This window comes from Mesorhizobium sp. EU05-FHT14A09, assembly GCF_058790995.1.
The window spans coordinates 89259-100327 of the sequence record NZ_JBYTDF010000009.1 but is presented as its reverse complement, the minus strand read 5'-3'; the positions used below and the strand labels follow the sequence as shown (position 1 = coordinate 100327).

General features: G+C 63.9%; 12 protein-coding genes. 8 read left to right on the top strand and 4 right to left on the bottom strand.

The annotated features are described in order from the left end of the window. The first annotated feature begins 247 nt into the window (after positions 1-247). The gene (locus AC3WTO_RS24655; protein WP_492463621.1) at positions 248-901 is read left to right on the top strand and encodes an alpha/beta fold hydrolase; all 654 of its coding nucleotides are present in this window, start codon (positions 248-250) and stop codon (positions 899-901) included. 107 nt (positions 902-1008) lie between these two features. Here the strand turns inward: AC3WTO_RS24655 and AC3WTO_RS24650 are convergent, their stop codons facing one another. After that, positions 1009-1518, bottom strand: coding sequence for a hypothetical protein (locus tag AC3WTO_RS24650; RefSeq protein WP_492463622.1), 510 nt, complete (start codon positions 1516-1518; stop codon positions 1009-1011). Positions 1519-1671: 153 nt separating this feature from the next. Between AC3WTO_RS24650 and AC3WTO_RS24645 the strand changes: the two genes are divergently transcribed. Further along, complete coding sequence (locus AC3WTO_RS24645) at positions 1672-2724, top strand: LacI family DNA-binding transcriptional regulator (protein WP_492463623.1); 1053 nt, start codon at positions 1672-1674, stop codon at positions 2722-2724. An 87-nt stretch (positions 2725-2811) separates the two neighbouring features. Then, complete coding sequence (locus AC3WTO_RS24640) at positions 2812-3957, top strand: helix-turn-helix transcriptional regulator (RefSeq protein ID WP_492463624.1); 1146 nt, start codon at positions 2812-2814, stop codon at positions 3955-3957. Between the two features lie 89 nt (positions 3958-4046). Here the strand turns inward: AC3WTO_RS24640 and AC3WTO_RS24635 are convergent, their stop codons facing one another. After that, the gene (locus tag AC3WTO_RS24635; RefSeq protein WP_492463625.1) at positions 4047-4925 is read right to left on the bottom strand and encodes a LysR substrate-binding domain-containing protein; all 879 of its coding nucleotides are present in this window, start codon (positions 4923-4925) and stop codon (positions 4047-4049) included. A 96-nt stretch (positions 4926-5021) separates the two neighbouring features. Between AC3WTO_RS24635 and AC3WTO_RS24630 the strand changes: the two genes are divergently transcribed. The 4 genes from AC3WTO_RS24630 (at position 5022) to AC3WTO_RS24615 (ending at position 8276) form a co-directional block, all read left to right on the top strand. Next, positions 5022-5726 carry an SDR family oxidoreductase gene (locus AC3WTO_RS24630; protein WP_492463626.1) on the top strand — a complete coding sequence of 235 codons (705 nt, stop codon included), beginning with the start codon at positions 5022-5024 and terminating at the stop codon, positions 5724-5726. Between the two features lie 415 nt (positions 5727-6141). Further along, on the top strand, positions 6142-7671 hold the full coding sequence (locus AC3WTO_RS24625; protein ID WP_492463627.1) for a VOC family protein: 1530 nt from the start codon (positions 6142-6144) through the stop codon (positions 7669-7671). Then, positions 7664-7801 carry a hypothetical protein gene (locus tag AC3WTO_RS24620; RefSeq protein WP_492463628.1) on the top strand — a complete coding sequence of 46 codons (138 nt, stop codon included), beginning with the start codon at positions 7664-7666 and terminating at the stop codon, positions 7799-7801. The genes AC3WTO_RS24625 and AC3WTO_RS24620 overlap by 8 nt, the downstream gene beginning before the upstream one ends. Positions 7802-7823: 22 nt before the next feature. Next, positions 7824-8276: a hypothetical protein gene (locus AC3WTO_RS24615; RefSeq protein WP_492463629.1), complete on the top strand. Its 453-nt coding sequence runs from the start codon at positions 7824-7826 to the stop codon at positions 8274-8276. Between the two features lie 51 nt (positions 8277-8327). Here the strand turns inward: AC3WTO_RS24615 and AC3WTO_RS24610 are convergent, their stop codons facing one another. Continuing rightward, positions 8328-8879, bottom strand: a complete 552-nt coding sequence (locus AC3WTO_RS24610; protein WP_492463630.1) for an NADPH-dependent FMN reductase — start codon at positions 8877-8879, stop codon at positions 8328-8330. Between the two features lie 59 nt (positions 8880-8938). After that, entirely contained in the window at positions 8939-9886 is a 948-nt protein-coding gene (locus AC3WTO_RS24605) for a ring-cleaving dioxygenase (RefSeq protein WP_492463714.1), read from the bottom strand. A gap of 272 nt (positions 9887-10158) precedes the next feature. Between AC3WTO_RS24605 and AC3WTO_RS24600 the strand changes: the two genes are divergently transcribed. Then, on the top strand, positions 10159-11067 hold the full coding sequence (locus AC3WTO_RS24600) for a LysR family transcriptional regulator (protein WP_492463631.1): 909 nt from the start codon (positions 10159-10161) through the stop codon (positions 11065-11067). The last annotated feature ends 2 nt before the right edge of the window (positions 11068-11069 follow it).

Below are 11069 nucleotides of genomic sequence, written 5' to 3'. Positions count from 1 at the left end.
CGAGTTTTGACGATTTAAACATGGTCATAGCGGCAATAAACTCCCTGTCTGGAGGGAGAAATTGTCGATTTTCTTCTGCCTGTCGCTTCGATTTTCCGGCAAGATTGCGTCATGTTTCGCCCCTGCAGAGGGCGGAAACCGTGCCTGCTCCGGTGCGGGCAATTCGCGCCGCGCCATCTGCCACGGCCTTGATTTCGGCCACGGAGCCGTTGAAGCTCCGTCCGCATCGAACTTCGGGGAGGACACCATGGCCACCTTTATCCTGATTGCCGGCGGCTGGCAGGGCGGCTGGGTCTACCAGGCGGTGGCCGGGCTGCTGGCCTCGCAGGGCTATCGGGCCTTGCCGCTGACGCTGTCGGGGCTGGGCGATGTTCGCGCGCCGCTGGCCAATCTGCAGACACATATCGGCGAGGTCGTCGACGTCGTGAAGGCTCAGCGCGACGACGTCGTCCTTGTCGGCCAGTCCTATGCCGGCATGGTGGTCAGCGGCGTTGCCGATGCGGAACCGTCGCGGCTGCGGGCCCTGGTCTATGTCGACGCCTATGTACCGGAGAGCGGCGATTCCGTCTGGTCGCTGACGACGCCGCGTTTCCGCGACATGTTCATCGCCGGCGCCAGTACCGACGGGCTGAACTGCATGCCGCCGCCCAATCTCGACCCGCGCTGCCGGCCGCAGCCGATGGCAACGTTTCTCCAGGCCATCACGCTGAGCGGCCGCTGGCGCGCGGTGCCGTTGAAGACCTATGTCGGCGCGCATGGCTGGGACGGCAGTCCGTTCCTCGCACTCTATCAGCGCCTTGCCAGCGATCCGCAATGGTCGACCCATTCGCTCGATTGCGGCCACAATGTCGCGCGGCTGATGCCCGAGAAACTCGCCGAGATCCTGCTGGCGCAGGTCTAGAGCGTTTCCGTTCTTACGGAAACGCGGAAAAACTCCAAGCTTTTGTTTTAGAAGTATTTTTGTAACGCCAAGTGATTGGCTGCAAAATGCTACAGGGTTACCCCGCCTCAGCCACTCACCCGCCGCGCGAAATGCTCATAGGTCATGCGCCAGGGCGCATCGTCCGAAGCCCGTTCCTCGCCGATCCAGTGGAAGCTGCCGGCGGTGATCTCGGTGAAGCGCCATCGCGCCTTGAGGCCGCGCGAGTCCTCACCGATCTGGACGATGTCGTTGCCTTCGGCCCGCCCGATCTGGCGTGAATAGTCCTGATTGAGCGGATCGCTCCAGATGATGTGCCAGCCGCCGATGCCGGCGTCGAAGACACGCAAGGTGGTGCCATACATGGTCGGCGGTGCGGGGCGTCTCGGCCGGATCCAGACATCCTGGATGGCGCGGCCCTCGAGCACCCAGCCGAAATGGATCTCTCCCGGCGACGTTTCGACCGTGCCGTCTTCATGATGGTACAGCGTCTCCATCTCCCAGCTGCCGATCAGCCAGCCATAGAGCGCCATCACCTGCGCGCGCTCGGGCGGCGGCGCATCGGACGCGAGTGTTGTGAGGAACGGGGACGTCGTCATAGTCGTAAACCTCCAGGCATTGCTTGCTGGCAAGCCTCGCACAACCGTGCTGACACCCCTCCTTCAGGAGCGTCGGGCCTCACGACTTTTTGACATTTACTAAATTACAGGGATTTCCGTAAAATCCCGGCGCGCGAAATCACGGAGTGTCAATTGGCTACGATCAAAGAGATCGCCGACAAGGTCGGCGTATCCCAGGCCGCAGTCTCCCGCGTGCTGAGCAACGACACGACGCTCTCACTGTCGTTGAGCAAACGCAGGGCGATCCTGGAGACCGCCGCCGCGCTCAACTACGTCAGCCCCAGCGCACGCCGCGAGCAGAGCTCGACGCAAAAGAGCGTCAAGCGGCCGAGGATCGGGCTGATCGAAGGGCGAGGGCCGGAGGAGGAACTCGCCGATCCGTTCTTCCTGATGCTTCGCCTCGGCGCGGAACGGCGACTGCGTGAATTCGGTTTCGAGCCTGTCGGCATACTCCAGGGCAGCGCCCAGCATCATCCGTCCCTGTTCGCGCGTCTGTCCGGTTTGATCACGCTCGCAATCTATGCTCCGAACCAGATCGAGGCCCTGCGCGCGCACAGCGACAACATCGTGGTGACGGATTTCGCGGTCCGTACTGCGGACAGGGTGGATCGCGTCGGCAACGACCTTGCCCAGGCGGTGACTGATTTGATGAACGCCCTGCATCGCTTGGGTTATCGTCGCATGGGCTTTATCGGCTGGCCCTCTGGAACAGATAGGAGCATGGGTGACGTCGGCGACGAACGCAGCAGATCCTACATAGCCTGGATGCGGGACGCGGGGCTTTTCGATCCGGGCCTGTACGCTGTCAGCGACTTTGCCGTCAGCACCGGATACGAACTGGCGCAGTCATTGCTGAGCAGGTCTCGCCCCGATGTCCTGATCGCGGGCAATGACAGCATCGCGCTGAGCGCATACAGGGCGATCGCCGACGCGGGCCTTTCGATCCCGGGCGACATCGCGGTGGTCAGCTTCAACGACATCCAGGCCGCGCGGTTTCTCGCGCCTGCACTCTCAACCGTAAGATTATTCCCGGAAAACATCGGTGCCGCGGCTGCAGATCTCATTCGCGAACGTATCGAAGGTCGCGATTACGTCAAACGCGTCGGCATTCCGTCGGAAATAATCTGGCGCGAAAGCTGCCCGGCATCACCAGCAAGAGGTCGCGTGACGTTGGGGGATGGCTGATGTTTACTAATGTTTGTTGATTTTAGTAAAATTTAGTAATATGCAACATTGCATCAATCTTCCAGTTGCCCCCGCAGGCTCCGCAAAATGGTTGAACTTGGTGCAATCCCGGAAAGACTTTATGAGGCGGCGTTCTTTCCGGAGCTGTGGGTATCGGTGCTCGACGACCTCGCCTTGGCCACGGGATCGGGTGACGGGTCGATCGGCATCTATTGGCCACACCAACGCGGCATCACCACGAGTTTCGAGATATCGCCGGGCCGTCAGCCCTGGGAGCTGACAGCTGAGGAGCTGGAGCGTTGGCTGGCTCAGGTTCGGGCCGGCCAATACGCCAACCGTGGCTTTTTCCAGCTTGATCTGTTTCGGGGAGACTGGTCGGGCCTGCCGGATTTCGCGGAACGGCTTGAAAGCCATCGCAGGCGTGGTTTCGGCGCCCAGACCGCAACGATCATTGAACTCTTCAACGGTGAGATCATCAAGCTGGGGTTGACACGGCGCCTGGGTGAGCCGCGGTACGACGACAGCCTGCTGGCAAGCCTGCAACCCATCCATCTCGCGTTCAAACAATCCGCCTTCTTCGCATCGCGCCTGCAATTCGAGCGTGCGCGTTGCAGCGTCGACACCTTGGACGATTTCGGTCTGCCGGCCGCGCTGGTCAACGGCAATGGACAAATCCTGCTGGCCAACGAACTGTTTGACAGCGTCGACCACTACGTCTCGAGGAACGCGTCAGGTCGCGTGGCCATCCGTGGCGGCGATAGCCTGCGAAAGACCTTTGCCAAGGCGCTCGAGCAGTCGGTCTCAAGAAGCGTCAGCGTGCCGATACCACCCTCGGACGCTCACAACGCCGCAGTCATCCAGCTGATGCCGCTTTGCGGCGATGCCGAGGCCATTTTTTCGATGTCCTGTACGATCATGGTTCTGTCGCCGGTTGCAACGACGGTCGGAGTGCCGTCCCGCGAGCTCGTTTCCAAACTCTTTGGATTGACGCCGGCGGAGGCACGGCTGGCAGTCGCGCTGGCCTCGGGCCTTTCCTTGCGGGACAGCGCCGCCAGCCAGGGCATTTCCTTCGGAACGGCACGCGCCTATCTCGTCCGCATCTTTTCGAAGACTGCGACAAACCAGCAAAGCGAACTCGTCAGTCTGCTCAAAGGCATTTCTTCAGCGGGTTCCCGGCGGCACGAGATCGACATGGCGAGGCTCGCCAAACGGAATTGGAATGCCGCCGCCTAAGAAAGGGCGTGAGGGAGTGGTCGCGAACCTGTGCATTTCCTTTTGTGGCGTCGCGCGAGACCCTTCTTCGCATTCTCCAGGCGTGGGTATTACACAACCGGGTTCGACAGCAGCCATGTCCTCACCGCCGCCACCGGCGACGGGAAGCGTGGCTTGCGCGGCGTGACGACGTAATAGGCGCGGTCGCTGTGCAGCATGACTCCGAACGCATCGATCAGCCGGCCGGCGGCAAGGTCGGCCTCGACGAAAGCGCGGCTGGCCAGCGCGATGCCCTGGCCGCCGAGAGCGGCGTCGATGGCGAGCGCGGTCTGGTTGAAGTGCAGGCCCCTGTTGGTTCCCGGTTCGGCGTGCTGCAGCGCTTTTTCGATGAATTCGGGCCAGCGGCTGTGCGCGTCGTGCAGCAGCACATAGCCGTCGATCGCCCGCAACGGCACCTTCGTGCCGGCCAGCAACGCCGGGCTGCAGACGCCGACCAGCTCTTCGCCGAAGAGCAGCTCCGCTTCCAGTTGCGGGCTGGCGGGTGCGGGCCCATAACGCACGGCAATGTCGATGCCTTCCGCCTGGAAGCCGGAGATGCGGTCGGTGGCAACGATGCCGAGACTGAGTTCCGGATGCAGCGCCGAAAAGCCGGGCAGGCGCGGCAGCAGCCATTTGGCGGCGAAGGTCGGCGTGACGCTGATGGAGAGGCGCACCGGCTGCGGCCGCAGCGCCGCCGTGCCCTCGACGATGAGCTCGAAAGCGCGCCGGATGGTTCCCGCATAGCTACGGCCCTGGTCGGTCAGGGCAAGAGCACGCGGCAGCCGATGGAACAGTTTCAGGCCTAGCGAATCCTCCAGTCCGCGTACATGCTGGGCGACGGCGCCTTGCGTCACGCCCAGCTCCTCGGCCGCAAGCCGGAAGTTGAGGTGGCGCGCCGACGCCTCGAAGGCGCGCACGGCATTCAGTGAAGGAAGTTGGCCTGATCGCATCCAGTAGTTTTTCTATCGTGAAATCACAAGGAAACTGGCTCGAACCATCGAAATGAAAGGCGTATCAGAAGCGATCGGGCTTCGGAAGGAAACAAAATGACTGTAGAAAAAGTAGCAATCGTCACCGCCGGTGGCAGCGGCATGGGCGCGGCTGCGGCCAAGCGCCTGGCCAAGGACGGATACAAGGTCGCCATCCTGTCGTCTTCCGGCAAGGGCGAAGCACTCGCGGACGAGCTCGGCGGCATCGGGGTGACCGGCTCCAACCAGTCGAACGACGATCTCAAGCGCCTCGTCGATGCCACGGTCGCCAAATGGGGCCGCGTCGACGTGCTGGTCAACAGCGCCGGCCATGGCCCGCGCGCACCGATCCTCGAGATCACCGACGAGCAGTGGCACCAGGGCATCGATGTCTATTTCCTGAACGTCGTGCGCCCGGTCCGTCTGGTCGCGCCGATCATGCAGGCTCAGCGCAAGGGCTCGATCGTCAACATCTCGACCGCCTGGGTCAGCCAGCCGTCGGCGATGTTCCCGACCTCCGCGGTCGCCCGCGCCGGCCTTGCCGTCTACACCAAGATCTTCACCGACACTTTCGCCGCAGACAACGTCCGCATGAACAACGTGCTGCCCGGCTGGATCGACAGCTTGCCGGCGACCGAGGAGCGCCGCGACAGCGTTCCCATGCAGCGCTACGGCACCAGCGACGAGATCGCCGCGGCGATCGCCTTCCTGGCATCGGACGAGGCTTCCTACATCACGGGCCAGAGCCTGAGGGTCGACGGCGGCCTGATCCGCTCGGTGTGATTGGCCGTAGATGCCGATTGTTGCTGCTGCCCCTCACCTGCCTGCCGGCATCTGTACCGGGGCGAGCCACGGGTCTCGCCCGTCCTTCGGACCCCCGTAAAGGGGGCGAGGGAGGCTGTCGCCGAGGATTTCGCCAATTATCGGCGTTGCAGAACAGGCGCCGGCGCAGCGGCCAGCCTTCTTCTCCCCGTTCACGGGGAGAAGTGCCCGGCAAGGCGATGAGGGGGGGCTCCACGCCTTTGCCAGAAGAACTCCCACGCGCCCGTTCGTGATCGGTGAACGCCGTGTTCGTCGCCTCACGCTTGGCGCTGGTCGCCGGTGCGTGCGAAAGTCGCCGCATCACCGGGAGTTGCCCATGTCGATTCACGACCTTTGGATTTGTCTTCCCTCGGCACACGGCATCGGGAGCTGAGGCATGGAACTCTCCAATGGCATCCACCACGTCACGCTGATCACGCGCGACGTGCAGGCCAATGTGGATTTTTATGTCGGGTTCCTCGGTCTTCATCTGGTCAAACGCACCGGCGGTTACGAGGACGGCCAGCAACTGCACCTGTTTTATGGCGACGCAGAGGGGGCGCCCGGCTCGCTGGTCACCTTCCTGGTCTGGCAGGACGGTGCGCCCGGCCGCGCCGGCCTCGGCCAGGTTTCGGAGATCGCCTTCGCCGTGCCGGCGACCGATATCGGCAACTGGCTGGTGCGGGCGCTCGACAAGGGCGTGCCGGTGCAGGGGCCGCTGCGCGAATTCGGTGAGCCGGTGCTGAGGCTGAAAGACCCGGACGGCATCATCGTCAAGCTGGTCGGCGTCGCCGAGGGTGGTTCCGAAGGCGCCGTCGGCAGGCTGCGCGCGGTCACCATCCTCACTGGCGATGCCGAAGAGACGGCCGCCTTCGTGCGCCGCTTCGGCTACGCGCCGGGGCCGGTCGAAGAGAACATCCAGCGCCTGCTGTCCGCGAACGACGCGATCGATGTACGCAACGCCGCCGGTTACGTGCCCGGCCTGCCGGGCACCGGCACCGCCGACCATGTCGCCTTCCGTGCCGCCGATGTGGCGGCCCTGCGCGACGTCGAGGCCTCCCTGTCGCGGCTGAATTCGTCACCGACGACGGTGCATGACCGCCACTATTTCACCTCGCTTTATGTGCGCGAGCCGGGCGGGACGCTGTTCGAACTGGCCACAGACGGGCCGGGCTTCGCCATCGACGAACCGGCCGGGCGTCTCGGTGAGAGCCTGTTCATCCCGCCGCACGATGCCGCGCTGGCCGAGGACCTGCGGGTGATGCTGCCGCAGTTCGCCATGCCCGGCGAACCGCGCCTGCCGAAGCGCGACCTGCCTTTCGTGCATCGCTTCTTCACGCCTGAAAACGCCGACGGCAGCGCCCTTGTGCTGTTGCATGGCACCGGCGGGACGGAAGCCGACCTGATGCCGCTGGCGCACCGCATCGCACCGCGCGCCACGCTGCTTGGCGTGCGCGGCCGCAGTCATGAGGAAGGCATCGCCCGCTTCTTCCGGCGCCTGTCGCCGAAGGTTTTCGATCAGGCCGACATCCGCTCCGAAGCCGAGGCCTTCGAGGCGTTCATGGCTGGCGCGATCTCGGGTTATGGGCTGGACCCGGCGCGTCTCACCTTCCTTGGCTATTCGAACGGCGCGAATTTCGCCGCCGCCGTCATGGGCCTGCATCCGGCGGTGATCCGCCACGCCATCCTGCTCAGGGCCGTGCCAGTGCTCGACCCGTTGCCCGAGGCCGATCTGGCCGGCAGCGAGGCGCTGGTCATCAGCGGCGAGCAGGACCCGTTTGGCGACGGCGCGCCGGCGCTTGCCGCATGGCTCGAAACGCACGGCGCCGCCACCGAACACCGCACTGTCGCCGCCGGCCATCAGCTGACCGCCGACGACGAGACGATCGCACGTGGCTGGCTGGACGAAAGGGATAGCCATGGCTGATATCGAGATCGGCGAAGGGCGGCGGGGCAACCGCCGTCAGCCTTCGCACTGCTGGCCGGAAGGCCAGATACGCGTCTCGCAGAGAAAGCTCCGCGCAAGCGATCTGTTCTACAAAAGCGACACGTCGTGATTGAGCCGCAAAGGGATCACAGATGACGAGCGCGATTGGCCCCGCAGACCTGCTCAAATATCACTCCGGTCTGAAGAATACCGATGTCAAAAATTGGCACCGAATCCCTGCTTCGGCAGCAATTCCGATGCCGCCTGAGGTGAAAGCTCAGTTGGCAGAGGCAGAGGCTCGCATGAAGCAGCAGAAAGCGGACTACGATGCCGAGACTGCTGCCCATCCTGAACGCTATAGCGGGGCGGCCGAAAGCAATGTGATGTCACTGAGGAATGTCGCAACGCTGTCCAATGATGAGCTTCAACCCAAGATCGGCTACATCACGCATCTGATCCAGAGCGGTGAAGCCGACAAATACGTCTTCTCTTCCGCAAACGGCGACCAGCCGACGACGTCGATTCATCAATACCTGTTCTGGCTGCAGCAGCGAGCGCAGGGTCTCGATGATGACGGCACCTACGCACCGGACATGGCCAGGTAACCGGTTTCTCGACCAGATACGAGCGGTCGCGTCTCACATGAAATAGGACCCTCAGCTTTCGATGAATGCCGCGAAGCCGGCCATGAAATCATTGAGCCTTGCCAGTGTCGCCTCGTCGGTCAGGTTGCCGTCGCGGTCGAACACCGTTCCGGCGCGGGCCACCAGCATCCTGCCCGCCGCCCAGTGGCGTGTCCCCAGCGTGCGCAGCACCGGCAGCCAGTCGTTCTGCGACAGCACCGTGCCGAAGCCGCCGGGCGAAGCGCCGAGCAAGGCCACAGGCTTGCCGCCGAAATGGCGTGGGATGTCGTTGGCCGGCCGGCTCATCCAGTCGATGGCGTTCTTGAACACGCCGGGAATGCCGTTGTTGTATTCCGGCGTCACCAGAAGCAGCCCGTCGGCGGCAAGCAACTGGTCCTTGAGCGCCTGCACTGCGGGCGGAATGCCGTTGGCTGCCTCATCGTCGGCATTGTAGAGCGGCACGTCATGGATCGAGCCGATGATGACGGTCGCGGCCGGCTCAGCCGCTTTCGCAGCCGCCCGAAGCAGCCCCGCATTGAAGGAAGCCTGACGCAGGCTGCCGGACAGGCCGAGGATGGTGGTCATATCGCTGTTCTCCCCAAGACAGGTCTCGCAGCGTCGCTGCGAGACCTGTTCCATCAAGGTTAGTCCAAAGGTTTCAGGTTTGCCTCGATCGCGCTGCGCTTGCCTTCCAGGAAGGGCGGCAGCGACAGCCGTTCGCCGAGGCTTTCCAGCGGCTCGTCGGCGGTGAAGCCGGGGCCGTCGGTGGCGATCTCGAACAGATTGCCGCCGGGTTCGCGGAAATAGAGCGAGCGGAAATAATAGCGCTCGACCTCGCCGGAACTCGGGATGCGGAATTCCGAAAGCCGTGCCGCCCAGTCGCGGATCGCCGCGACATCGGGCGTGCGGAACGCGACGTGGTGGACGGCGCCAGCGCCCTGCCGTGCGATCGGCAGGTCGGGCTGCACGGCGACATGCAGTTCGGCTGCCGGCCCGCCTTCGCCCATGGCGTAGACGTGGACCTCGCCCTGTCCGTCCGGCGAGGCGTACACCCGTTCCTGCTTCATGTTCAGCACCGTAGTCAGCACCGCATCGGTGGCCCCAAGCGTCGGCACCGAGATGGTGATCGGGCCTAGGCCGCGGATCTGGTTTGCGGCGGGCACCGGGCTGCGCTCCCAGGCATGGGCTTCGCCGTGGCTGCCGTCGTCGATCAGGCGGAAGCGCTGGCCTTCGGCATCCTCGAACTCGATTGCGGCGCGACCGTCGATCGTGGTGATGGCGCCGGCATTCACGCCGCTGTCCTTGAAGCGGGCGGCCCAGTAATTCAGGCTTTCCGCGCCGGCCACGCGCAGGCCGGTGCGGCTGATCGAATGCGTGCCGCGCCGCTCCGGCGAAACCGGCCAGTCGAAGAAGGTGAGGTCAGTGCCCGGCGTTGCTTCGCCGTCGGCATAGAACAGGTGATAGGCGCTGGTGTCGTCCTGGTTGACGGTCTTCTTGACCAGCCGCAGGCCGAGCGTCTCCGTATAGAAACGTTTGTTGGCGGGCGCGTTTGCGGTGATCGCCGTCAGATGGTGGATGCCGGTCAGATTCATCTCGGTCACTCCTGTGAGCAACTCCGGGAAAAGTGCGTAGCGGTTTTCCGTCCGGAATTGCGTTAAGACAAAGAATTAGAGCGTTTCCGCGTTTCCGTGTTTCCGTGAAAAACAGAAACGCTCTGGTTGCTGCGACCACGATGATCGCTTTGTTGCAGCGAATATGAGCGCCTCTTCCGGTGTTGTTTAGCCGCCATCTGGTGAATCCGGCGTTCGCGATTCACGAACGGTTTTCCGATGCCGGGTCAGTTCAAATGCGATAGAACCGGGCCATGAAATGGACGGTCGAGGAAATCAGAACGTTTCTGGATGTGATGGAGGCAGGCACCGTCTCCGGCGCCGCCGCGCGCTCCAACCTGTCGAAGTCGGTCATCAGCAAGCGCATCTCCGATCTCGAGGCGGCACTCGGCACCGCGCTGTTCAGGCGCCATGCCGGACGCATCACGCCGACGGAGAGTGCCGGGGAACTGGCGCTCAGGCTTCGCCCGGCGCTGGCGGAAATGAACGATGCCGTCGAAAGCGCAGCCTGGGGCATGGCCGGCCTCAGGGGATCGTTGGCGATTGCGGCGCCGATGAGCTTCGGCATCAGCCATCTCAGCCCCGTCGTCGCCGATTTCGCGCGCCAGCATCCCGAGCTTGCCATCACGCTCGACTATGACGACAGGACGGTCGATCTCGTGCGCGGCCGGTTCGACCTTGCCGTCAGGATCGGCCAGCTGCGCGATTCCGGACTGATCGTGCGCAAGCTTTGCGAAGACCCCAGGGTCGTCGTCGCCAGCCCCGATTATGTGGCCCGGCGCGGCATGCCGGAAAGCCTCGACGACCTGCAGGCGCATGCCAGCATCGGCTATCTCAATGTCCATGCTGCCAGTGTCTGGCAATTCCAGGGTGAGGACGGAACGCCGACCGGGCTTGCGATGCAGAGCCGCGTCACGGCGAACAATGGCGAGGCGATGCGCGACCTAGCCATTGCCGGCCTCGGCGTCGCGCTGCTGCCGCTGTTCATCGCGCATGAGGCGCTGCGGCAGGGCCGGCTGGTCAGGATCGCACAGGCGTTGAAGCCGGTGCCGCTGCCGATCTCGCTGGTCTGGCCGCCGGTCAAGCCTCTGCCGATGAAACTGCGCGCCATCGTCGATCATCTGGCCAAAGCCTTCACCGAGCGTCCGCCCTGGTTGGATTAAGC

Bases quoted from the DNA above. Each gene is read 5' to 3' on its own strand.
- AC3WTO_RS24655 (WP_492463621.1), top strand. From the start codon at position 248: ATGGCCACCTTTATCCTGATTGCCGGCGGCTGGCAGGGCGGCTGGGTC.
- AC3WTO_RS24650 (WP_492463622.1), bottom strand. From the start codon at position 1,518: ATGACGACGTCCCCGTTCCTCACAACACTCGCGTCCGATGCGCCGCCG.
- AC3WTO_RS24640 (WP_492463624.1), top strand. From the start codon at position 2,812: ATGGTTGAACTTGGTGCAATCCCGGAAAGACTTTATGAGGCGGCGTTC.
- AC3WTO_RS24635 (WP_492463625.1), bottom strand. From the start codon at position 4,925: ATGCGATCAGGCCAACTTCCTTCACTGAATGCCGTGCGCGCCTTCGAG.
- AC3WTO_RS24630 (WP_492463626.1), top strand. From the start codon at position 5,022: ATGACTGTAGAAAAAGTAGCAATCGTCACCGCCGGTGGCAGCGGCATG.
- AC3WTO_RS24625 (WP_492463627.1), top strand. From the start codon at position 6,142: ATGGAACTCTCCAATGGCATCCACCACGTCACGCTGATCACGCGCGAC.
- AC3WTO_RS24620 (WP_492463628.1), top strand. From the start codon at position 7,664: ATGGCTGATATCGAGATCGGCGAAGGGCGGCGGGGCAACCGCCGTCAG.
- AC3WTO_RS24615 (WP_492463629.1), top strand. From the start codon at position 7,824: ATGACGAGCGCGATTGGCCCCGCAGACCTGCTCAAATATCACTCCGGT.
- AC3WTO_RS24610 (WP_492463630.1), bottom strand. From the start codon at position 8,879: ATGACCACCATCCTCGGCCTGTCCGGCAGCCTGCGTCAGGCTTCCTTC.
- AC3WTO_RS24605 (WP_492463714.1), bottom strand. From the start codon at position 9,886: ATGAATCTGACCGGCATCCACCATCTGACGGCGATCACCGCAAACGCG.
- AC3WTO_RS24600 (WP_492463631.1), top strand. From the start codon at position 10,159: ATGAAATGGACGGTCGAGGAAATCAGAACGTTTCTGGATGTGATGGAG.